8 protein-coding genes and 2 tRNA genes are annotated in these 24,466 nt (G+C 59.0%); 5 read left to right on the top strand and 5 right to left on the bottom strand.

Annotation, left to right across the window (positions count from 1 at the left end):
- Positions 1 to 48 precede the first annotated feature (48 nt).
- From ABGM91_RS00295 to ABGM91_RS00280, 4 genes are all read left to right on the top strand, one after another.
- Positions 49 to 474 (top strand): hypothetical protein, encoded by a 426-nt coding sequence (locus ABGM91_RS00295; RefSeq protein WP_354832818.1) that lies wholly within the window; start codon positions 49 to 51, stop codon positions 472 to 474.
- A gap of 376 nt (positions 475 to 850) precedes the next feature.
- The gene (locus ABGM91_RS00290; RefSeq protein WP_354832816.1) at positions 851 to 1,894 is read left to right on the top strand and encodes a glycosyltransferase family 10; all 1,044 of its coding nucleotides are present in this window, start codon (positions 851 to 853) and stop codon (positions 1,892 to 1,894) included.
- 271 nt (positions 1,895 to 2,165) lie between these two features.
- Complete coding sequence (locus ABGM91_RS00285; protein WP_354832814.1) at positions 2,166 to 2,660, top strand: hypothetical protein; 495 nt, start codon at positions 2,166 to 2,168, stop codon at positions 2,658 to 2,660.
- Between the two features lie 973 nt (positions 2,661 to 3,633).
- Positions 3,634 to 19,608 (top strand): autotransporter outer membrane beta-barrel domain-containing protein, encoded by a 15,975-nt coding sequence (locus ABGM91_RS00280; protein WP_354832812.1) that lies wholly within the window; start codon positions 3,634 to 3,636, stop codon positions 19,606 to 19,608.
- Positions 19,609 to 19,688: 80 nt separating this feature from the next.
- Here the strand turns inward: ABGM91_RS00280 and ABGM91_RS00275 are convergent.
- The 4 genes from ABGM91_RS00275 to ABGM91_RS00260 all read right to left on the bottom strand — a co-directional run bounded on the left by ABGM91_RS00275 (position 19,689) and on the right by ABGM91_RS00260 (position 22,197).
- Positions 19,689 to 19,764 (bottom strand) — tRNA-Ile (locus tag ABGM91_RS00275).
- A 120-nt stretch (positions 19,765 to 19,884) separates the two neighbouring features.
- Positions 19,885 to 21,390, bottom strand: coding sequence for an MATE family efflux transporter (locus ABGM91_RS00270; protein WP_215428385.1), 1,506 nt, complete (start codon positions 21,388 to 21,390; stop codon positions 19,885 to 19,887).
- Positions 21,387 to 22,058, bottom strand: a complete 672-nt coding sequence (locus ABGM91_RS00265; protein ID WP_354832810.1) for a ubiquinone/menaquinone biosynthesis methyltransferase — start codon at positions 22,056 to 22,058, stop codon at positions 21,387 to 21,389. The genes ABGM91_RS00270 and ABGM91_RS00265 overlap by 4 nt, the downstream gene beginning before the upstream one ends.
- Positions 22,059 to 22,122: 64 nt before the next feature.
- Positions 22,123 to 22,197 (bottom strand) — tRNA-His (locus ABGM91_RS00260).
- Positions 22,198 to 22,971: 774 nt separating this feature from the next.
- Between ABGM91_RS00260 and ABGM91_RS00255 the strand changes: the two genes are divergently transcribed.
- The gene (locus tag ABGM91_RS00255) at positions 22,972 to 23,601 is read left to right on the top strand and encodes a hypothetical protein (RefSeq protein WP_354832808.1); all 630 of its coding nucleotides are present in this window, start codon (positions 22,972 to 22,974) and stop codon (positions 23,599 to 23,601) included.
- Positions 23,602 to 23,639: 38 nt separating this feature from the next.
- Here ABGM91_RS00255 and dapF read toward each other — a convergent pair whose 3' ends face one another.
- The gene (gene dapF, locus ABGM91_RS00250) at positions 23,640 to 24,464 is read right to left on the bottom strand and encodes a diaminopimelate epimerase (protein ID WP_354832806.1); all 825 of its coding nucleotides are present in this window, start codon (positions 24,462 to 24,464) and stop codon (positions 23,640 to 23,642) included.
- Positions 24,465 to 24,466: the final 2 nt, after the last annotated feature.

The raw sequence follows: 24,466 nt of genomic DNA, 5'->3' as shown, positions 1-24,466 counted from the left end.
GGTTAATAAATTTTATAAAAAACTCATTTATATTCTATAATAAAATTTATGAAATATATAAAAAGAATATTGTTTACATCGTTATTTGTGTTTGTACCTTTTGCCGGATATTCGAAAGGAGAAAAATCGATGGATCCGGTTGATGAGGGAGTTAAGAAGGAACTGGAATTCGCCCGGTCTGCGATGAAGCTGGTTCTTCTGGAACACATTGAAAGCGTTGAAGAGATCAAAGCGGCACAGGATGCCTACCTCGACGAGCACTTTAAAGGTTACGAATTTCGTGGAGGCCATGTGTACGGGATGCTGCGCGGGCTGTATCTTCACGGTATTACTGTCTTTAACAGAAAGGGGCCCGCCAAGACTGTATTTTTTGATATGACTGATATTTATAAGAAGCTTGAACAGTCAAGTGACGAAGAGACCAGGGCAAAGGTCAGGGAATTAATGAGAAGGCACGGGGATACGAAGAAATAAGCCAACAGGTTGTGAAATAAAAATTGCGGTTGGTTTAACGAATTAAGAAAATTGCCGTTGTTCCCAGCCTGTTTGAGGAAAGCGGTTATCCTGATGGGCAACAGGCTAAAGCCCGTGCCGTATAGCCGGATGGAGAAGCCATGTTGCCGGGGAAATATCCTAATTTGGCTCTGGATTTTTCTGAGGGGCATCATGCATCCATGAAGGGAGAATAGTAAATTGATTTATCTTTTTATAATCTCGTTAATATGTATTAAAATATTTAACATAGATATATTGGTGAAGCATTAACATCTTTAAAAATTACGTCCATGCAGATTGACCATCCCTGTTGGATGTGTTAATAGTCTTGCCGGTATTTTAGGGAAAAGTGGCAATGAAGGTAAAGATCGGGTTCATGGAAGGTGCCGAGGAATGGCAGATCAAGGTGTTTTTATACCGTTTCAGGAACATTGATCCCTCCATCTTTGAGTTTGACATTGATAAAGACAATGCGGATTTCCTTATTGCTTTTCCGTGGCTGTATAAATCCACCAGGGAGGTATTTCTTCAGTTTTTGCAGGACTCGGCAGGAAAAATTACGATCATGGATGTATTGGGAGAAGCCGTTGCCCCCAATTTGAACTTGTTTGACTACCACATTGGGTTCGATCCTTCCGGCCAGGACGGCCGCGTGCTGGAAGCTCCCTATCTTTTTTCGTACCGCGCTTCGCTGGACTGTATGTCTCCGGATCATTTATCCGATGCCCTGGACGGGAAAAGCGGATTCTGCAATTATATTTATTCCCATGGGGAAGGGCATCCGTACCGCATCCAGTTGTTTTCCCGTCTTTCTGCCTACAAGAAAGTGAATGCCATAGGAAAACATTTAAATAATACGCCCTGTGACCTTCCCAGGGAAGCCGATGATTGGATGAAAGGAAGCGTGCTGCTGAAAACCCCTTATAAATTTTCCATCTCCTGTGAGAATGCCTGGTACAGGGGCTACTCCACGGAAAAAATCATCACGAGCTTCCAGGCCCGCTCCATTCCTCTCTACTGGGGCAATCCATTGATTGAGGAGGAATATAATCCCAAGGCGTTTATTAATTGCCACCGTTTTTCCTCCCTGGATGAAGTAGTGGCGGAGATCAGGAAAATTGACGAGGATGACGACCTGTGGCGTTCCATGGTGGAGGAGCCCAAGCGCCTGCCCTGGCAGATCGAGCGCGCGCAGGAAAAGGAAGATAATCTGACCGCGGCGCTGTTGGAAATCTTTACTTCCCCCGCGGAGCAGGCGAGGAGAAGGGGAGACGGGCTGTGGCTGGATCATTACAGGAATTTTTTCATCCATCATTTGAGTAGCCGCAGAAAAACTCCCCGGGAAAAGCTGGAGGCGAAGTTGAAAAAGTGGAGTAAAAAACTCTTCCGTCATTCTTAAGAATTTTGATTTTTCCGCGCGGCTGTGCCGTTTATCCCCTGCCTGTGGAGGGAAAGCGGAGAAACTATCATTTCCATGACGGTGTTATACGGCCGGTTCGCCCAGCATTGTTGCCGGAAAAATATCCTAATTACAGGGTGAGAAAAGAAACGGCACTGGAAAAACAGTCCGGACGGCAACTACTTTTCTCCTGGTGTGCTCCATTGAAGGAATTTCTACACGGAAAAGATCTGTAGCCGATGATGTCCGTTTCTGCCGTGATGGCTTTAAAATGGACGAGCTGGTCCTTCTGGAGCATGGCGGAGTTCTTCAGCCCTGCTATTTTACAGGGTTATTCCTTGATTTCACGGTATCCGCAGGAATAAGGCCCGGCGGCGTAGGCAAGGGCGGTGTCCTTGGTATGGCCGTAGACCCGTACGGTATATTTTTCCGGCCGCGCCGGTTCCTGCTCAAATGGTTCCTTTTGCTTTTGCATCCCGGCAAGCTTTTCCCCTGCCGTTTTTTGCCGCGCTTTTTCTCTGGCGGATTCACGGACAACCATTTCCGGAATGATGCCCAGGGCCGTCCGCTGTGCCGGGGTCCATTTGGCGGCGGGAAGGCTTTTTGTTTGTTCATGGTGTTTGATTTTAATCAGGAAACCGCCTCGGCAGGAGATGACGGCGTTGGCATAGACATGGCCGCCAGGGCCAGTCTGGGGAAAGCTATTTTCCAGCAAGAGCGGGAAATGCCGCACCCAGGCACAGGAAAATGGGAAAATAAGGGATAGTCATGATTTTGTGATTCATGTCGGGATGCAGTTTGGCAAGAAAGGAAGAGCCAGAAGGCCTGAAAAGAGCCTGCACGGGCGTTGGCGGCGCCCAATGCAAGAATGGTGGAAGCGATGCCCGGTGAGGCTGCGGAAAAAGTTTCAAGACGCCGGGATTATGGCGCATTCCCGGAGCTTTTCAGGACGGAGCAACACGGCTGGCGGAGCATCAGGCTGTGCCCGGCCGGGCAACATGTTTTCACTTGCAGGATCAAAACGTTGAAAAACAATAGTTAATGTGGTAAGGTCATTTCCTGTTTTGGGATTATTGTATTATTGAACAGGCAAATTGTAAAAAAGAACAAAAGTGTATTTGTTCCCCATTTGCTGCGCTGATTTATTCCCTGACATAGTTTGTTGAAAGAATGTTTTCAGCTGAACAAACACGGTCGATTTCGGTCAGCACGAGTATGGGAATACCGCCATTCATCTGCGTTTACGGTTCCCGGCAGGCTGTGTCCGTGCCGGGCTGGCGCAGCATATGTCCGGATCCGGGAGAGCCTTCTCCCTCCTTTGGCGCTCCCGGCGGGAAAAGATGGCTTCGGCCGCTTTTCCGGCGCCCCTGCGGCAGATGTTCCTTTATTCCATTAAAGAAAGTTTTTTTTGTCCTGTGGCCGACTCTCCTCCATCGGCTTTGTTCGGTTGTGCTCCTTCCTCCCGGCACAAGGTTGGTTATGTCCGGTAAAACAACTTTAACGTGGAGAAAGGCGCCCCGGCTTTTGTAAATGGTAGAGTAGCATTTATTTCTACATTTGCGGATTCTTGAGTCCGGCTGCCCGTTCCAGGGCCTTTGACGTGAACGCATGCTGTTCTTCGGAACGCTCCGCATGCGCTCAAATCCGCGTACTGGCATTTGCTCCCGGCGAAGGCCGTTTCTCTCTCCCTGCTTTTAAAAATCCCCTATCCCATTTTAAACACATACCCCATTCCCCTTATGAAATTGAGATTGCCGCTTTTTCTTGCCTCATTGCTGCTGGCCGCCATGGCCGCGGCTTCCCGTGCCGATGAATTCACCTGGTCCTCCACTTCCTCCAGCGCTTCCTGGCAGGAGGCTTCCAACTGGAATCCCGCTGAAGCGCCGGGCCTGAATTACGCCCGGTATGATACCGTTGTTTTCAACAACGCGCTTTTGTCCGCCGCTACCACCATCACGTTGAACGGCAGCGTTTACCTGAACCAGCTGGTCAGCACGGCAGACGACCAGAAGATGCTGACGCTGACGGGGAGTGGGGCGAGAATTTACTTCGGCAAGGAAAATCCCGGCATGTCCCTGAACGGCAATATGACGCTGAACCTGAACGTTCCCGTTTCCACCGACCAGGATTTCACCATCATCTCCAAACGCTCCAACGTCATTTTCAACGGCACGTATTCCAACCTTTACCATAATCTGAACGTGGATGCGGACGCCGGCACCCGCGTGGAAATGCGCAAAGAGGCCTCGTATATCAATACGCTGACCAAAGACGGTGCAGGCACTCTCGCGCTGGCTGCGGACAACCGCTATATTGACCAGGTCCATGTCCGGGAAGGCTCCCTTCATCTGGGAAGCGACAAGTCCCTGGGCGGGGCTGTGTTGATTCTGGGCGACGAAGGTCTCCGCAACCAGGTCGTTTCCCTGCAGGCGCTTACGAAAGACCTGGTCCTGACCAACGATTTTTCCTGGCTGAACACCAATTTGAATATCACCGGGCAGCATGCCATTACGCTGGCTCCCCGCAACCAGGTGACCATTGATTTGAACGGCGACAGGAGCATTGATACCGAGCTGAATACCAGCCTCATATTCGGCAGCACCGTAGCCACGGCCGGGACGGGCGGATTCACCAAGTCCGGGTTGGGACGTTTTGAAATTCAGGGGACCGGCCATGCGTTCGGTTCCTTTTCCGTCCGGGACGGCGTCGCGGCCGTTACCGCCAGGGGGGCGGATTATGTGCTGGGCGGTCCTGCGGAGAACGGGGAAGCCCTGCCGCTGGGAACCGGAACCCTTTCCATCATCGGGGAGAACAGCAGGCTGGAACTTTCACCGGATGCCGGGCGTGACGTGTATGTCAGGGGAAGAATCCGCCTGGACCGCGGCGGCGTTTTTGAGCTGATGAACCGCGCCTTCGTGCACCTGGAAGAAGGCGCGGAACTGGACGGCGGAACTGACGGAACCACTCCCACCCTGTTCATCCTGCGGGGAGACGTGCATATTGACGGGGGGATTGCCTCCCATCTTCCCAACGTCCAGTTCGGTTCCTCCGCCACCCTGTACGGTTCCGGCCTGCAAGGCTCGTTTGGCGAGCTGACGTTCGGCTTCCAAGAGCTTTCCGGAGACTCCGTCACGCTGGATTCTTCCCTGGGCGGCCTGTTTGCCGCGAAAGCCTCCGTTTCCGACCATTCCACATTGATGCTGGGCGCGGATGGACAGCTGGGGGGAGAACCGTCTCTTTCCCTGGGGAAAACCTCCACACTGGACACGCGGGGATTTTCAGCCTCCTTTTCCGATTTGTCCTGGACTTCCAGCACCGTCTGGGCGGACAGGTCCACCATCGTGCTGAGCAACGGAACGGATTCGGGCGGCGGCATTCTGCACTTTACCGGCAACAGCCTTTCCGGAGGCGCCGGACACCTGGCGCTGGAAGGCTGGCAGGACGGGCACGACCAGCTTCTTTTCAACCATGACGTCAGCGGGGAATCCTGGTTTTCCCGGGTCCACTTCCTGGGCTACAATGATGAAATGGGGCTTGAGGTTGCCGCGCGGGGAGATGCGTATGAGCTGCGCCCCGCCTCCGTGAATACGGGGGGAGTTTATACATGGACCGGACAGGCCTACCTGGGGGAAGGCGTCAGCAAGTCCACCAATACGAATGCCCTTTTCGGCGGGAACTGGGACGCCAACCGCGCGCCTGCCGGAGCGGGGGCGGAGATGGTGTTTGCCAATCTTGATCCCCATTTGCGGGGCAAGGGAATTAAGCTGAACTCCCCGTCGGGACAGTTCGTAGTCGGCAAGATGACCATTGCGGACGACGTGGCCGGGTCCTTTTCCCTCAGCGGGAACGACGTTCTGTTTTTTGACAACAACGGGAGCCAGGCGGAACTGTACGTGGGAACTCAAAACAATACTTACAGCATTTCCAACAACATCCTGATCGGGGAAAACGGCCTGAAATTCATCGGCAAGAACGGCAAAATGCAGCTATTCGGCGCCCTGCAGGGGGACGGAGACCTGGTGATCACAGGGGAATCCGGCATTTTGGAAATCCGGAAGAAGGGTAACACGGAATACCGCGGGAACGTCATTCTGGAGTCCGGAACCCTGATGCTGACGGATAACGGCGTGCTGGGCACCGGTTCCCTGATCATCAAGGGCGGAGCACTGGGCCGCAACGGCAATTCCGCGGAACTCCGCAACCAGCTTGTCATCCAGAATGATTTTCGTCTTGCCCAGGGGATGGTAGCGTTCACCGCTTCCGGTAACTCCGTCAAGGATGTGGTCCATCTCGACCGCATGTTTACTATTTCAGGCGCCGGCAGCCTGTATTTCCGGGAAGGCCGCGACCTTCAGGGCGCAGGGGGACTGGTGCTGGGGCCGCCCACGGGAGGAGTGGTGAGCATTTACAATTTTTCCGGTAACAACAGTTTCAGCGGCGGCCTGACCCTGAACGGCAATACGCTGTACGCGGCGGACGCCACCGGCACGGACGGCGAGGGATTGAATTACATGGTGTTCGGGGAACGTGAGCAGAATGCCAATTACGCCGGCACGGGCGACATCACCTTTGCGGGCAGCGGCAATTTTTACATCCGGGGCGGTGAACAGACAATCGTGGATTTCCGGAACGGCGTCAACATTTCCGGAAACGGCGGCACCCTGTGGCTGCAAGGGAAGTCGCAGGAGGTCCGGCTGACCGACGTCAATTTTGGAGGTTCCGTGACTATCAATTCCTACGGCAGGCAGGTCTTGAAGATAGGGCAGGTTGACTTTCTCAACAGCGGGTCCTCCTCCCTGATCCTGAGCATGGACCGCCATGATTCGGGTTCCGTGGAAGGGGACGTCTCCGTCCGCTCCCTGAACGGCGGCGAAGCCAGTTTGGACGGTCTTTTAAGGTTGATGATCAACGGTACAGGGTACACCTCCACGTTGGAGGAAACGATCAGCCATGTCAGTGCCTCCAATGTAAGGCTTTCCAGCGGACGGCTCGCCCTGACACGGGACAACCAGATTCAGGGCCTCCGTGCAGGGGAATACTCCAGTCTGGATTTGTACGGGGGCTCCATCATCAGCTCGAAGGGAGTCAGCAATGCGTTCGGCACGCTGACCGTCAACGGCGCCGCGACCATGGAGCTGGGTTCAGGCGGGGAATTGACCTTCAGCAAGGTCGGCTACTGGGGTACCAACGGCGGACTGCCCTACCTGGTCAATATAGAAAACGCTTCCGGCACTTGGAATACGCCGGGCAGTCCGGACGTTTCATCGGAACATGTCTGGTTTTTGACGGCAAACGCCCTGACGGCGGACCAGCTTAACCAGGTGGCTTTTACCGGGTATACCCGCGGGGCGGAGCTTTATTACCATGAAGACTTGAAGAAATGGGAATTGCTTCCGAACGGGGACGCCGCTTTTGAATGGACCGGAGGCGGGGGGGCGGACAGCCGGTCCTGGTCGCTCACCGCCAACTGGTTCGGCGGCAAGGTGCCGGTCACCCGCGGCAACATCGCCATTTTCCGGGACCAGGATGCGGACCTGGACCAGAAGACGATTCTGCTGACAGAGGATATCACTCTTTCCCAGATTAATTTTGAAGGCGCCAAATCCACCAGTTTTTTCATTGATTCCTCTTCCGACGGTCAACGGGGGGTGCTGACATGGGAAGGCCAGGGGAACGCTCCCGCCAAGATTTTCATGGCCGGAGCCATGTCTCCCGACATCCGGGCCGATATGGTCATCTCCCCCGGCGGGCTGCTGGTCAGCCACAGCGCCTACAACCAGACGCTTGTGTTGAGCGGCCGCATCGGCAACGCGGCCGACGGCTCTTCCGGCGCCTTGATTCTGGAGGGGAGCGCTTCCAAGGGGACCTTGAACACCATCAGCCTCCAGGGGGACAACACGTTTACCGGGGGCGTCATCCAGAGGGGTGGAAGGCTGGAGATCACGCATGACCATGCGCTGGGGGCGGGGGCCTATACCGTGGACGGAGAAGGCCGCTTCGGAGGCAAGGACCTCACCGGCTATACCATCCGGACGGTAGGAAACGACCTCCATCTGAAAGCCACGAACGGCGATGACGGCAAGTCCTGGATTCTCATCGGCAACATCACGTTCAACGATGCCGACGCTTCCGATGTGGACGGCTTTCTGTACGGCCCGCGCCAGACGGTTTCCACCGATTCCGGCGCCACGCTGACCTTCGGGGAGAATTACACGGTTGCGGACGCGGACGGGAACGTCCCCTCCATGCTGGAGTTCAAAACCACGTCCACTACTTCCCTTACGGGCGTTTTCCTGGGGCAGAACACTTTTTCCGGCGGCATTACCGCGACGGGAGGCGGGACAGTCACGCTCAAGGTAGGTTCCAGCAGCATCCTGAATGATCCGGCCCATCCGGAAGCGGGCATCAAGTCCGGCCCCCTGGGCACGGGAACCATCTTTTTGGGCAACGGGCGGTACCACAGCCTGGGCGTTTATTCGCCTGAAACCAATACCGCCGTCCATTACGTCCTTCACAACAATATTGAACTGGGGTCCTCGGAAGAGTTGAGATTCATGGGCGGCAAGGGCTCCCTGACGCTGGATTCCGCCAACTCCCTGGATTTCGGCTCCACGGACAGGCTCCTGTACACGGGGCAGTATTACGCCGGGGGCCAGTACCCCACCATGCTGGTCGTCAATTCCCGCGTGGACGCCTCCCAGGCGGCCGTCGCGGTGCGGGGTACCGAGTTCGTCCGCTTCTCCAATCCGGACAACGTGTTCAAGGAATTCAACATCGGAGTAAAGGACTACGATTACAACAACCTGGAGGGGCGCGTGTCCGTCGGCGCCGACAACGTGCTCGGGGACCAGGCCATAGGCGTTTACGCGTGGACCAGCGCCACGGCGGCTTCACAGTCCTACCTTCAGGCTTACTCGGGGGAAGCGGGCCGGTCGGTGCGTACGCTCGGCAACCTGTTCCGTTTCCATGCAGGGCTGATCTTCTCCTCCCTGGTGGAGGAAGGAGGCGTTGCCGGAGCAGAACAGCCGGGAGGAGTAATCACCCTGAACCTGAACGGCGCGGGAGCCTCCGACCTGAACGCCGGGCTTTCCTACAACCAGCGGAAATTCACGGTCAACAGTACGGAAACCGCCTGGAACAGCAAGATTTACAACAGCGTGATCGTTTCCTTCGCGGAGACGCATGACCTGACCAACGGCGGCATTCTGGCGGACGGCAATTCCACCAATTACAAGGCATGGCTGGACGGCCAGGGAGGAGAACTGGAGCTGCTGGGCACCAAGACTTTTTCCGGTGATACGGATGACGGCCACGGCAGCCGCTTCCTCGGCACGGGCTATGATCCGGACAGCAGCCATTACGCGCTGGTCATCGGCAATTACGGCCTGGTCACTACCACGCTGGGTGACAAGGATATGGTCATCGGCGCCATGGCGGACGGCAGCCGCGTCACCCCCTTCGGCCAGGGGGAAATCCTGCTGGACGGCCTCAACGGGCTTCTGCTGGTGCGCACGGGCGGCCAGAAGAAGAACGTCTATCTGGAAGACGGCCTTTTTGAAATGGCGCGCGGCACGTTTGAAGTCACCGGCGGCGGCAGCCTCCTGCTGGGCCGCAAGGGAGACGGAACGGCCTTTGACCAGACCCTGGCAGGCAGGAACGGACAAGCCGGGCAAGGCATGATTTCCGCAAGCGGCGGCAGCCGGATCGTCGTCGACGCCGGTGACAGGAATGTCACGCTCAGGGCCTACATAGGCGGGAACGTCACGCTGCTTTCAGGCACGCTGAACCTGGCCCTGGAAAAGGCGCTGGGGTCCGTGACGGACATGACGTTCAACGGCGGAACGCTGGCCTTGAACAGGATGAGCCAGTCCCTGGGAACGGGGAGCACCCTGTCTCTGGGCAGTTCCTCCCTGTCCACGCTGGACTTCGGCGGCACGGCCGCCTCCGGCAACGTGGTGATGGAGGCGGGGCGCCTGGGCGCCTGGGATGAAAACGGCACGCTCATCATCAAGGGCTGGAAGGGCAACATCGCCGGCGGCGGGAGAAGTCAGTTCCTGCTGACCGGCTACGGCGCGGACAGCCCCAAGTACATCGGCAACATTTCCTTTGAAGGATACAGCACCGGGGCCCGGATTGTCTGGGTGGACGGGCATTACGAGATTCTGCCGTATGCCGCCACGTACGTCTGGACGGGCGCGCGGGGCAGTTCCTGGGACGACCAGGGGGACTGGAAGGACGGCCAGGTGCCGAACATCATCAACGCTTCCGTCACGTTCGGCAATGAAGCGCTTGATTCCAGCACCGTCGCCGTGCTGACGGCGGACCGGACCGTGGGCGACCTGAAATTCAGCGGCACGCGGAACCAGCAGTTTGAAATCAGGGGCGCCGCAGGCGGCATCACTCTGGTGCTGGCCCAGACGCCGGAATCCGGATTTGACGCCGGGATTGAAATGACGGGTAATTCAGACGCCCTTATTTCCACGAATGTCCGCCTGGACAGCCATTTGAAGATTTCCAACGAAGAGGGGGCGGACCTGGAGATCAACGGGACCGTTTTCCACGACAGTGATTCCACCTACAGGATCAGCAAGAACGGAGCCGGCGTCCTGACGCTGAGCGGCAACAGCACCTTCAGCGGGGGATTCCTCCTGAATGAGGGCACGCTGCGGATCAACCAGGACGAACGCCTGACCAACCAGAGCGTTTCTTCCGGAGCCGTAGGCACGGGCGTTCTGACGCTCCGCGGCGGCGCGCTGGAAGCCTGGCGGCAGGACCGGACGCTCAGCAATGAAATCGCCATGAGCGGAAACGTCGCCATCGAGGGCTCCCATTCGCTTTTGCTGGACCACCGCGGCGGCCATTCCAGCCGCATTGACGGAGACGTGGTGATCACGGTAGCTTCTTCAGCCTCGCTCATCATCGGCGACGGCCATCATTTCTCCTGTGACGGCAATATAACTAAGGGAGGGTTGGGACTCCTGGAATGGCGTAGCACACTGGACAATACGCTGTCCCGGGGAGTCCGCCTGAACAGCGGGACCTTGGTGCTGTCGGCAGACAACAACTACTCCGGGGGAACGGAAATGGCAGGAGGAATACTGGCCATTTCCCGGAATTCCTCCCTGGGTAATGCCGACAGCGCCATTGAGGTCCTGGGGGATTCCACCCTGCGGATTGACCGCAGCCTGACCGGAGTGCTGAACAATTTTTCCCTGTCCGCCGGAACGGCATTGACCGTTCAGACGGCGGACGGCGGTTCTTCCGCCACGGATGCCGTGCTGGCCGGCGTCATGTCCGGAGAGGGCAGGCTGGTCAAGACCGGAGGAGGCTCCCTGATCCTGACCGGACGGAACAGCTTTACCGGAGGGGCGGAGGTGAGGGAAGGCGTTCTGCAGCTGGGCAACGGCGGAACAGGGGTCGGTTTCGCGGCAGGCGCCAGCCTGGCAGAAGGAACGCAATTCGTATTCAATCACAGCGACCGCATGGATTATGCCGGAAGCGTCAGCGGACAGGGAACCCTCGTCAAGCGGGGAACGGGTAGGCTTGTCCTGTCCGGGAGCAGCGCTTTTACGGGCGGGAGCATCCTGGAAGAAGGAACGCTCACCTTGGCCCACGGCCAGGCCCTGGGAAGCGGCGCCCTGGCGATGAATGACGGCACTGTTCTGGATTACGGCCAGGGCATTGAGCTGGGGAATGACGTCTCCATCAACGGCAGCGGCCTGCTGAACGTGGACGAAGGAAAGGCGGCCGTCCAGCAGGGAATCATCAGCGGCGAAACTATGGAAAAAACGGGAGAAGGCACGCTGGTTCTTACCGGAGAGAATACCTACCGCGGCGGCACTTCCGTCCGGGAAGGGACGCTTCAGGTGGGGAACGGAGGCCGGACCGGCTCCATCCTGTCCATGGCTGATTCCTCCCTTTCACTCACCGTGGCTTCGGGAGCGGCCCTGGCCTTCAACCGCAGCGACGATGTCCATTACGAGGGAACGGCGGCAGGGGGAGGCAGCCTTATCCAGCGGGGAACCGGAACATTGCTGGTGACTGGCGCGCAGGAATATACCGGCGGCAGCGTCGTGGAAAACGGCACCCTTAAAATCACCGGAGAAGGGGCGCTGAACGGTTCCGTCCGCATCAACGGGGGGGCCATGTTCTACATCGGCAGCCAGGACGCCCCCTATACTCTTGCGAACGACATCCTGGGAGAAGGAACCCTGGTCATCGACCTTTCGGAAGACCGCCTCCCGGAAGATGGCAGTCCGCTGCAATTCTCCTTCGGTAGCCGTGCCGCAGACCTGGGAAAAGGATTCACCGGAACCGTGGAAATGCGGAGTACGGCCTATGTGGTTGACGAACAAATGGAATGGTTCATGAACGGGGACGGCGTCTCCCATCTGAAGACCGCCGCCGGGAGCGTGGGGTCCCTTCAGGCCGTAGCCCAGGCAGACCCGGCCCTGCGCGCCAGAACGCTGGAGGGAACCGTGAATTTTGCCGGAGGGGAAATGAACTGGACCCTGGATGCGGACAACGAAGCGTCCGCCTGGCTGCAGGCCGGCTCCATCACCCTGACGGGGAATACGGATTTTAACCTGAATCTCAGCGAACATGCCGTTTACGACGGAGGGAGGCTGTCCTTCTTTGACGGACCGGGCACCGTACTGCTTGCCGAAAGCGGAACTGCCGTCAGCGGAGCCGGGTTGTGGACCCTGTCCGGCGTGCGCCTGGGCGGGAAAACCCAGGCGGATCTCCAGGCGGTACGGCAGGGAATCGTGCAGGGCGGCGCGGAAATCGCCCGTGGCGTCACTGCATGGTCGGCGGGAACGGAGGATGGAACGCGCCTGGTGGCCTACCGGGAACTTTCCCGGGTGGAAATTTATGATGGACGCACCCTGTCGGTAGTGCTGAATGCGGACGACGCTTCCCGTGAACTGAGCGTTGCGCTGACGGATTATACCCTGGAATCCCTGCTGGCAGACGGGAATGACCCCGCCGGGGCGGACAGGGCGGGGTCCGGCCATGTCAGTTTCAAGGATGCCGCCGGAGGACGCGGCATCCTGCTGAGCGGGACCAACAGCTATACGGGAACGACGACGATCGAGGTTGGAACCAGGCTGGTCCTGGGCGGCGATTCCGCCCTGGGAGGCGCCGGACGTCACACTTCCCTGCTCATCGCGGATTCCGCGAATGCCGTGCTTGACCTGAACGGCCATGCGGCTTACACGGGAGGCGTCAGCATCGGCCACGGGGGCGGCATTTTCCTGGGAACTGCAAACGGCGGGGAAGGCATTCTGACCATCGGCGCGAATGCAGATGACGGCACGCCGTCCGTTGCCGGGGGCGGCAGCATCGCCGGGGACGGCGCGCTTGCCGGAGCCGGGACGCTTCATCTGAACCTGGGCACGCTGACCATTTCCGGGGCCAATGACTCCGTGCAGGCGGAGACGGCGGTAGGCCGGGATGCCACCCTCCTGCTGACCCATGCAAATGCCCTGGGCAAGGGGGATTCCGCCGGCGCCATTGCCGTGGAAGGGCTGCTGCAAGTCAATGCGGCCGGAACCCTGGACAACATGGTGGCCGGGTCCGCTGCCGGAACGTGGGAAAAGCTGGGACCGGGAAGGCTCGTCTCGGAACGTAACCACACGTTCGCAGGAACCGTTTCCGTTGTGGACGGAACGCTGGCGCTGCTGGGCGGCAACCATTTCTTCCGGCAGGTCAACCTGCATGACGGGGCCGTTCTGGAGCTGGGGCAGGACGCCTCCGCCGGGAACGCCCTGATCAGCATGGGAGGCCGTTCCGGGACCATCCGCGCGTTGAATGACCTCCAGTGGTCCAACGCCATTTCCCTGGGACGGGAGCAGGGCATTCTGGATACGAACGGCCGCACCGTTACGGCGGGCGGAACCATCAGCGGCCAGGGACTTCTGGCCGTCACCGGAGGAGGCACGCTGAACATCCGCCGGGAAAATACGTATGCGGGCGGTACCGTGATCACGGGTAGCGGGGCATTGCGCCGCGCTTCCGGCACCAGAGTGGTGCTTGGGGAGGGCGGGGAGCGCGGCCTGGGCGCCGGACTGGTGACCCTGCAGGACGGAAGCCTGCTGGAACTGGCCTTTTCCGACAAAACCTTTTTCAACCGCCTGGCCGGAACCGCTGCGGAAACGGTCCTGGTCAGCGGCCGCGGGGTAACGCTGGACGCGGACAACAGCGCGTTTGCGGGCACCTGGGAAATTACGGGCGAGGCCCTCGCCGCCGGCACGCTCCGGGACGCGGCTTCTCCGGACCATGTCCTCAACAATCTCGGCACGGGAAGCTCCATTTTCCTGAACGGAGGGGAGCTGACCCTTTCCGGAACGAATGCAGAGGACGCGGACCTGCTGTTTGCCAACAAGCTGTCCGGAAACGGCATTCTTCATGCCGTGCTGGGCACGCAGGAGAGCCGGTTCTTCTTTGATGCGGACCGTGTGCTGCCTGCGGGGGATTCCTTTACGGGAACACTGGACATGAAGAATGGGACGTACGTCTTTTCCACGGCAGACGCTTCCGGCCGGGGAGTCCTTCAACATGGAACGCTGGAACTTTCCACCTCCGGTTCGGGCCGGGGCTCCACCGTCATCGACGGCAATTACAGGATAGGCGGGTTGACTATGAACGGAGGCGTTCTGAAGGTGGGCACGGACGCCAAGGGCGCCCCGGCAGGCATGCTGACCGTGGATGACCTGAATGTGGACGGCGGCGGAACGGTTGCCATGCGCATTCCCCAGTCCATCCACATAACGGACGCCAAAGGCACTCTTTTTGACGACAACCACGACGCGGAGGCCTACCAGCACCAGGTGGTGCGGGCTGAAGGCACGGCTTTGCCCGTCCACGGCGCCCAGCTTTCCTTCACCAATGAGGACGGCAGCGTCACCGGGAATCCGGGCATCAGGCAATACGTGCAGCTGACCGACTCCGGCAGCCGGGAAGTGGCCGAAGCCGTGTATGACTACATCATGACGGTGAAGACGGACGCCGCCCCGAATTCCGGAGAAAACGGCATCTACCTGGGCTACGGCCTGAGCCGCATCAATTCCTACACGGCCGGAACGCTCTACCAGCTTGCCAACACCGCAGAAAGCAGCAACGTGATGGGCGCCCAGCTCACCAGCACCGCCAGGGGAGAGGAAGCCGGAGCGACCTCCGTGGGGGGAGGCTTTGAATTCCGCGCCTTTGACGACGGGGAGCACGGCATCGTCATCGCCAACGCCGCCAACAACTATACGGGCAAAACCCTGGTGAGCAGCGGAAAAGTCACCTACGGCGCCGACAACGCCTTCGGCAACACCAGCGAGCTGGAACTGGCCGCCGGAACGAAGGTAGACATGAACGGCAAGACTCAGACCGGGGACAGCCACTTCATCGGCGGCCTGACCATGACCGAAGCCGGGGCGGAACTCCTGATGAACGGGGGGCAGCTGGAAGTGCGCGGCTCCGCCGTCCTCTCCGGCAGTACGGTGGACCTGGGAAATGCTTCCGGCAGGCTTGTTCTCACGGGAGCCGCCGCGCTGGACAATGACGCCCTGATGAACCTTCAGGGCGGCCAGGCCGCGCTGGGCGGAACGGCGGCCGTGGACCACGGCAGCAGCATTCTGCTGGAAGGCGGCGCTCTGACCGTCGCTGGAGAAATGACTGTCGCCAACGGAAGCTCCCTGCACTTGGGAGAGACAGCGGACAGCGCTCTTACCCTGCTGGGAGGAGGTTCCCTGGAAGGGGAAAACGCTTTGGAGGGCCAGGGGCTCCTCACCCTGGGCGGTGACGGAACGACGACGGTTGTCCGCGGAGCCAACGGCCAGTTGAATGCCGCCGTGGACATCCAGGCGGGGAACGCCGCCCGGCTGACGGACTTCAAGGGATTGGGAACGGGCGCGATCCGGCTGGACGGGGAACTGTCCATCACGGGTGCCTCCTCCGGCGACCTGTCCAATACGGTCACCTTCGGTTCCGAGCCCGGCGGCGTCCTGGACCTGGTCAACAGCCGTGGCGCGCAGAGCGGAACGCTTCAAGGGGAAAGCGCGGCCATTCGTCTGACGAATTCGGAATGGACGCTGGCCGGAGACAACTCCCGGCTGGGGGCCGGTTCTTCCTTCACGATTGACGTGTCCTCCCGCCTCACGGCTGCCGGCTCCGGCACGCTGGGACAGGCTGCCGTAAGCATCGGCGGCGTTCTGGAGCTGGACGCCTCGGAAGGCACGGAATGGAACCTTTCCAACCGGTTGTCAGACGATGGAACGGACGCCGGGACACTCGTCAAGAAGGGAGAAGGAACGGTGGTTTTAAATGCGGAAAACAGCCGCACGGGCTCTACTTCCATCAAAGCCGGAGAAATCAGGCTGGAACACGTGCTGGGGCTGGGAACCGGGCACATTGCCGTGGAAACGGCCTCCGGCGTCCTGACGCTGGGGAAAAAGGCTACGGGAGAATTCGTCAACCGGATTGCCAACGGCGGAACAGTGAACGTGGCGGGCTCTTCCCTCAGCCTTTCCGGAGATATCAGCGGAACCGGAAGGGTGAACGTGCTCTCCGGAGCGGACGTGCTCCTTTCCGGGGACAATTCCGGATTTAACGGAGAAAACGGAGCCTTGTGGAACGTGGAGGCGGGAGCCGCCGTTTCCATTACCCGGGCGGCCAATCTGGGCGAGAGCGCGGACGTTCTGTTGAACGGAACCCTGACCCTTCACAGTGCCGTTCCGGCGGAAGGAAACGTTTATGTCTGGCGCAATGCGCTGGCGGGCTCCGGGAACCTGGTGGTCAACCTTTTCTCTGAAACAGAGGAATTCGCCTTCGGGGAATCCCATGCCGCCGACACGGGGCGGAACTTCACGGGCACCGTCACGCTGGGGGCGGCCACGTTCAGGCTGGACGGACCGGGCAGCGGCAACGTGCAGGCCCTTGCCCAAGCCACGCTGGAACTGGCGGACGGCAGCCACGCCGTCGTGGGACAGGGAAGCGGTCAAAACGCCCTGGGTGGGCTGACCCTCCGCGGGGGCGAGCTTGACTTCTCCTGCGTTCAGCACACGGGGGCCCATCCGGGACTATCCGCGGACCACGTTTCCCTGGTGGCTTCCAACGGCACGCTGACGGTGGCGGGCGGAACGGTAAAGGTGAATGCGGGCCTGCTGACCGGCATTGACACGACGGTGGACACGACGGCCAACCTGCTGACGCATGAAGACCCCTCCATGGCCTTTGACCCGGACGGCAGGGAGCTGGCTCCCGTCAAGCTGGTGGAAACCGCTGCGGGACAGGTGCAGGGGGGTACCGCTTCCCTGGAAGTGGTGGACAGCGATTCCGGCGCCGTGATGCCGATGGACGCCACCGAACAGACGGTTTCCCTGCGGCATGGCGACGAAGTCGTCGCGACGGGGCATTACAACTACGGCGTCAGCCTAGGCGCGGAGAGGGACGGCCTGTATGTGGGATACATCCTGACGCAGGTGGACATCCAGGACGGCAAAACCCTGGTGCTGGACAATGAAGACGCCACCGGCGCGGCGGCGGACCTCTCCGCGCACCTTGCCGGAACCGGCCATTTGACCGTTCACGCGTCCGGAAACATTAACAAGGTGATCTCCCTTTCCCACAGCGGCAATACCTTCACCGGCATCACCACCGTCACGGACGGGACCACGCTGCGGGCGGAGACCGCCACAGACCACATCATCGGGGAAAGCAGGCAGCTTGTCCTGGGCAGCGGATCGACGTTCGACATGAACGGCACCAACCAGAACGTCAACAGCCTCACGGGCGCCGGGCAGGTGCTCTTCAACGGAGAAGGCGTTCTCCGGCTCCGCAATGCGGCGGATGCGGACAGCACCTACCGCGGGGATATGCTGGGGGCCGGAACCATGGTGAAAACGGGCGCCGGGGAACTGACCCTCCAGGGCGGCCGCATCCTGCACGAGCAGGGGACTACGGTGGAAGAAGGCGTGCTGACCATGAACGGCGCTTCCGCCCATGCCAACAAGCCGCTCGTCACGATCAAGGGGGATTCCCGCGTCAACATGGACGGCGGCAACATCGGCAGCAGCGGAGACACCCTTTTTGCTGCGGAGGATGCCACTGGAGAACTCCATGTCCGGAACATGGCCGGCTACACGGTGGGCCGTGACGGCCAGCGCCTGCTGGACGCCAGGGGCAGCGGCTCCCTGAACGCCGTGTTCAGCAACGTGAAGGACGTGCGGGGCGACGTGCATGCCGCCCCGGAATCCGCGGTGAGCATGCGCCTGGCGGACGGCACCACCCTGACGGGCATGATTGACCCGGCCTCCCTGGCCGTGGACGGCACCAGCACCTGGAACATGACGGCTGATTCCACCCTGACGAACCTGCGGAGCAGCGGCGTCATCGACTTCATGGACGGCGGCGCGGACGGCTTCAAGACGCTGACCGTTACCGGAAACATGGACAACGACGGCGACATTCCCGGCTCTTTCCGGATGAACGTCAGCCTGGCCGCCATGAAAACGGACATGATCAAGGTGGGCGGGTCCGTCTCCGGCTCCTACCACATCATCATCAAGCGCGACGCGCTGACCGACCTGACGGACGCCCGGACCTTCTCCCTGAAGCTGGTGGACGTGGACGGAACGAACGCCGGGAACGCGGACGGAGAAACATCCTTCCACGGGAGCACGGACGTGCGCATGAGAAAGGCGGTGGTCCAGGCCGGGGACGCGGAAGGCAACCACAAGGAAGACTGGTTCCTGGTCTACGACTCTTCCAAGGACCCGTCCGGCGACGTCAACGACACCGGCAAGAGCATCCTGGGCATCTCGGACATCAGCCTGCTCTGGTTCACCCAGACGGATACGCTGACCCGGAGGATGGGGGAACTGCGCATGAATGGCCCCCTGAGCGGCAACTGGGTGGACAACTTCTGGATCCGCAGCTACGGCAGCCGGTACAACGTCGGTTCCGGAGCCACCGGCTCCAGCTACCGCGACTACGTTTACGGTTCCGACATCGGGGTGGACCGGGGCTGGCAGCTGGACCCGGCCAACCGCCTGTACACGGGGCTCTTTGCCGGGTACGGCGGCGCGCGCAAGGACTTCCGGGCGCCGGGAGCCAAGGGGGACACGGACAGCTTCTACTTCGGCGGCTACGGCACCTGGATCAACCGGCACGGCTACTACGTGGACCTGGTCATCAAGGCGCAGCACTTTTACCATGACTTCAGGGCCTACGATGAAAGCTTCAACCGCACCAGCGGGGACTACACCCAGTGGGCGGTAGGCTCCTCCATAGAAGCGGGCAAAATGTTCAGGTTCAGGAATGACTGGTTCATTGAACCGCAGCTCCAGCTTAATTACTTCCACGGGGAAGGAGCCGGCTACTGCACCACGGGAGCCAATCCCTTCCAGACGCAACTGGGCGGCACGGATGTCCTGAACTTCCGCTACGGAGTCAACCTGGGCCGCACCTTCAGTGTCAGGGAACATGGTGCGCTGCAGCCCTACGTGACGGCGGAGGGCATCCATCAGGCCAGCAGCGGGGGCCGAGTCAACACCGGGGACGGCCAATGGCGGCCCAACATGGACGGCTCCGTCTTCCGGTGCGGCGCCGGCGTCATCTGGCAGATGGATGCGCGCAACCAGCTGCACTTCAGCTATGACGCCGCTTTCGGTAAAAAATACACCATGCCCTGGGGAATCAATCTGGGTTACCGTTACCAGTTCTGACGGCAGCGGCCCGCGGTTTTTTCCGCTTGAGCATAACAATGGAAAACCCCTGCAAGCGTTTAACTTGCAGGGATTTGTTTTGGTAGGCCCGGTAGGGTTCGAACCTACGACCAAGGGATTATGAGTCCCCTGCTCTAACCGCTGAGCTACGAGCCCGTTGAAGAACAACGTGGACGAATGCTAGCAGAATTGGAAGGGAAAAGCAAAGTTTTTATCCTGCGGTAAACGTTTTGGATTTGCAAACGGAAGGGAGGACAGCGCAGGGCGGAAAAAGGCTCAGACCTGCAGTTTCGTCCAGCTCCGTCCCTTGACGATTTTGTAGAGAATGACGGACTGGACGGCCATTTCAAAGGCGAAGAGCAGCCAGATGCCCCAGAGGGTCATGGTTTCCGGGGCAAGCTTGAACCACACCCAGGTGCAGACGACGCGGAAGAAGCCCATGATGCCGTAGGAAATGAACATGACTCTCCGGGTGTCCCCTGCGCCGCGCAGGGACATTTTCATCACAATGCAGGCGGCGAAGAAAGGCTCCACCAGCAGCATGGTGCGCAGCACGGGTATGCCGGTGTCAATGAGGGTCATGTTCCCGTTGGAGAATATCTCCATGAAGAGGGCGGGGAAAACGCAAAAGAGCACCCCAAGCCCGGTCATGAAGATGATGGCGTACCGCATGCATTTCCAGATGGTGATGCGGGCCATGAGCGCGTTCCGGGCGCCCAGGTATTGTCCCACCAGGGTGGAGGCGGCCATGCCGATGGCGAATCCGGGAAGGAAGCTGAGCGATTCAATGCGGACGGCGATGTTGTGGACGCCCAGCACGCCCTTGATGGGCAGCTCGCTGATGATGGAGAGGCAGAACATCTGGATGCCCCACATGCCGAAGACTTCCACGGCCTGCGGCAGGCCGATTTTCAGGATGCGCTTTTGCATGCCCATGTCCGGCCACAGGTTGGAAAAGTTAAGGTACAGGGGCGGTGCGTAGTGCTCTCCGTTCTCCCTGACGAGTTCCTCCAGTGAGTCGTTTTGGCGTCCTGCAAATATTTTCTTCTTGCGCCTCAGCATGATGAGGATGAGCGCGCACATGCTGATGGCGTAGCCGCAAACCGTTCCCGCCGCAATGCCTCCGATGCGCCAGCCGCCCAGCGGAGCGTCCGCAAAGACGAAGGTGACGCTGAAGATGACGTTGAGAATGCCCACGCACATCATAATCCAGAAGGGCAGCCGGGTGTCTCCGGAGCCGCGCAGGGCGGCATTAATGGCAAAAACCACGCCGCTGAAGGGGGCGGCGAAGGCGGCCACATAGACATATTGCAGCGCGTAGGCCCGGGCGGCTTCATTCATGGTCAGCACATGGGTGACCAGGAAGCCGCTGCACGCGAAGAGCAGGCCGCAGGAGATGACGCCGGCAAGAAGCCCCAGCATGGCGGCCTGGTGCAGGCCGTGCTGCGCCTGGGGATAGTCTCTGGCTCCCGTCATGCGGGAGACGATGGCCGTGGCCCCCATCATGATGGACCCCTGGATGACGAAGCCGAACCACATGAGGAAGACGACGGCGCCCATGCCGTCGGAAATGTTGATGGTGTCCTGGGCGTCCACGCCTATTTTGGTGGCGATGAACAGGTCGGACGAGGTGACGAAGAAGCTCAGCAGTTGTTCCAGGAAAGGCCAGAAGGCAATGACGGCAATCTGGCGGGGCAGGGACAGTCCGGCAAGTTTGCCGCCCAGGCGGGCCCGCGACGCCTTGCCGCGTATGATGCCTTCTCTCGCGTCTCCCGCACTCATTTCTGGGCCGTGTAAATGCTGGCTATCCCTCCGTTCAGAGGTTCCGCCGTGATGTTGCGGTAGCCGCAGTCCCGGAGCAGATCCTTCATGGCCTGTCCGCTGGGGAAGGCTTCAATGCTGTCCGCCAGGTAATTGTAAGCCTCCCGGTGGCCGGTCATCCAGCCGGCGATGACTGGAAGAACACGGTGAAGGTAGAACCGGTAAGGGCTTTTCAACAGGTTTTCAGGCAGGGAGAAGTCCAGAATAAGCAGGTGGCCCCCCGGCCGCAGCATGCGGGCCATTTCCCGCAGGGCGTCTGGATAGCTGGCCATGTTCCGCAGGCCGAAGGCGACGGTGACCACATCATAGGAGGCGGAGGGGAAGGGCAGGTTCATGGCGTCTGCGCAGACCAGGTTGTCCAGCCCGCGTTTGGCCGCCACGTCCAGCATGGGCTGGCAGAAGTCGGAGCCGGTCAGGTGGATTTCCGGCATCGCGTTCAGGAGGGCCAGGGCCAGGTCTCCGGTTCCCGTCGCCAGGTCCAGCAGGCGTTCCGGCTTCCATTCGGAGACGAGCTGGACGACGCGCCGGCGCCACAGCAGGTCCACGCCCATGCTCAGCACATGGTTGGTGGCCACATAGCGCGGTGCAATGGCGGAAAAAGCGGCTTTGACGAATTCTGGATTGCGCATGTGTGACGGGGGCTGGATAGTAAAAAAGAGCACCTAGGTGCTCTTCTTTAGAAAGGAAAGGGGATGGGGTGTCGGACGGGGCTCGAACCCGCAACAACCAGAATCACAATCTGGGGCTCTACCATTGAACTACCGACACCATTTGATGTTGTGGTGCGGCAGACATTAGCCGCCCTCTTCCGTTTTGGCAAGAAGAAAATAAGTCTGGAGAGTTTTTTAGGAGGAATATTTTCTCGAAAGTAAGATATGGGCGCGTCCGGGTAATTATTTGTTTCCCATTTGGAAAGTAATGCGGGGCTGGACAGTTCTTCTATTGAGTTCGCCTGGATTTGATGTAAACTTTTTTATTGTGGGAATTGATGTAATATATGCCGCCTTTAGGTCCCACCCGGTAGATTCTCTTTTCTCCTGGCTGCAGGAGGCGGGAGGACGGTTCCCCGGGGACCGCTCCGGAGCACAGGGGAGTGTACTCCGGCAGAAGCGGTTTGCGGGTGCAGTGGGACAGGCAGCAGAGAACCGGGATGATGGCTGCCGGAATGAGAAAAGATTGCTTCATGAAGGCGTTATTATCTTTTTCAGGAGTCTGTTTTGTCAAGTTTCGTAATCCTCTGGGACGGTTTTTTATGAGAAGAATATGATTTTTTCTTCATTATTTGAAAACGAATGTTTGAATTTGTCTTATTTCCAATTATTATAACCACAGTAGACGGTATTTATGTGATACGTTAACCGGGTATTTATCCATTTTCAAGCCATGCATTTCTTCCCGCATATCCCCATGTTGTCCACTGTGTTCAGCAGTATCGGCTGTTATTTACTTCCTTTTGGTGTGGTTTTACTGTGGCTTCTGTATGAATCCAGAAAAATAAAGGCTGTTCTCCTGGCCGGGCTGGTGCTTCTGAGCATTGTATGCATGTTTCTTCATGAAGCCTGCTGCCCCAGCAGGGAGTATCCGTGGGACTGTATGGTGGAGCACATGTTTACAGGAGTGCTTCTGCCTTTCCTCTGCCTGTTGGGCTATATCCTGTACGTCATTCTTTGCGCATGCATTCCGGTTTACAGGAAGGTGTGGAAGGGAATAGGCTTTGTCGCTCTTGGAGGAATGAGTCTGACTTTTGAGTTCGTGAACGTTTCCTTTCCGGTGATGCTGCTGGCGGGCTACCTGTTCCGTTTCATCATCCGCCGCCAGTTTCCCGGCCGTGTCCCCTTTGCCAGGAAATGCCATGGGGTGCTTGCACTGGGGGTAGTGCCGGGAATTTGCCTGATCAGCGTAGTCGTCGCTGTTTTGTTTCCTCCACCGGAGAGTTTCATCTGTAAAACGATCAAGGAGGAGATGGCGTATGACATGGCCTTGTGGAACTATCAGGCGAACCTGGTGCTGCTGTCCTCCCGTTTTCTGAACGTGGAACGCGGGAAGGATTTCATTACCGTGAAGTATTATTGCGAGACCAACATGGGGCCTGCCGTCTACAAGGCTTTCTGCAATAATTACGGCGGTTATGTGAAGGCGGAGTGCTCCCTGCTGAATAAACAGGCTCCCTGACGCGTGAGAATTCCCGCTCGTCCGGCAGAGGGGGCGGTTCAGAGTTCAATGTCTCCGGTAAAGACAAGGTCCGCGGGACCGGTCAGGGTGACATGGGTAAAGTGGTCCCCCATGCGCTGGAAGCCTACTTTAAGCGTGTCGCCTCCAGCCACGTCCACCTGGATGGGGGAGGGGGCGTCCATCAATACGGCGTGCAGCAGTGCGCTGGCAGTCATTCCCGTTCCGCAGGCCAGCGTTTCATCCTCCACGCCCCGTTCATAGGTGCGTATGGCGATGTGCCCCGGAGACAGGATGGTGGCAAAATTGGCGTTGGTTCCTTTTGGAGCAAAGGCATCATGATAACGCAGGTAGGCGCCCAGCCGCGGAATGTCAAGACCGTCCAGCTTGTCCAGGAACGCTACGGCGTGCGGAACGCCAGTATTCAGGAAATGGACGTCTGCGCCCACGGTGGGATCAGCATTCAGGGAGAAAAGCTGCAGGGAGTGAGGGTCCGTCAGGTTGACGGTGACGTTTCCGTCCTTTTCAAAGGAGGCGGTCACGATACCGGCCATCGTTTCAAAGGGCAGGGGGGCGGATTTGTCATGCCGGAGCAGAGCTGCCGCAAAGTTGCCGAAGCAGCGTGCTCCGTTGCCGCACATCTCCGCTTCTCCGCCGTCGGCATTGTAATAGCGCATGCGCACGGCCCCTCCTTTTCCCTGGGAAGGCTCCACGGCAATCAGGCCGTCAGCGCCAATGCCGAAGCGGCGGTCGCATAGGGCTTCAATGGTTTCCCTGTCCAGCACGGAAGAAAGGACCAGGTCACGGTTGTCCACCATGATGAAGTCGTTGCCGGCCCCCGTCATTTTGTAAAAATGAAGCAGCATGA

The sequence above is a fragment of the Akkermansia muciniphila genome, from assembly GCF_040616545.1.
Lineage (GTDB): Bacteria > Verrucomicrobiota > Verrucomicrobiia > Verrucomicrobiales > Akkermansiaceae > Akkermansia > Akkermansia muciniphila_E.
The sequence above is the reverse complement of the archived record's forward strand: the minus strand, read 5'-3'. Positions and strand labels throughout refer to the sequence as shown.

Excerpts from the sequence above, each read along its gene's own strand:
- dapF (WP_354832806.1), bottom strand. The coding sequence starts at position 24,464 with ATGCTGCTTCATTTTTACAAAATGACGGGGGCCGGCAACGACTTCATC.
- ABGM91_RS00270 (WP_215428385.1), bottom strand. The coding sequence starts at position 21,390 with ATGAGTGCGGGAGACGCGAGAGAAGGCATCATACGCGGCAAGGCGTCG.
- ABGM91_RS00290 (WP_354832816.1), top strand. The coding sequence starts at position 851 with ATGAAGGTAAAGATCGGGTTCATGGAAGGTGCCGAGGAATGGCAGATC.
- ABGM91_RS00255 (WP_354832808.1), top strand. The coding sequence starts at position 22,972 with ATGTTTCTTCATGAAGCCTGCTGCCCCAGCAGGGAGTATCCGTGGGAC.
- ABGM91_RS00280 (WP_354832812.1), top strand. The coding sequence starts at position 3,634 with ATGAAATTGAGATTGCCGCTTTTTCTTGCCTCATTGCTGCTGGCCGCC.
- ABGM91_RS00295 (WP_354832818.1), top strand. The coding sequence starts at position 49 with ATGAAATATATAAAAAGAATATTGTTTACATCGTTATTTGTGTTTGTA.
- ABGM91_RS00265 (WP_354832810.1), bottom strand. The coding sequence starts at position 22,058 with ATGCGCAATCCAGAATTCGTCAAAGCCGCTTTTTCCGCCATTGCACCG.
- ABGM91_RS00285 (WP_354832814.1), top strand. The coding sequence starts at position 2,166 with ATGGACGAGCTGGTCCTTCTGGAGCATGGCGGAGTTCTTCAGCCCTGC.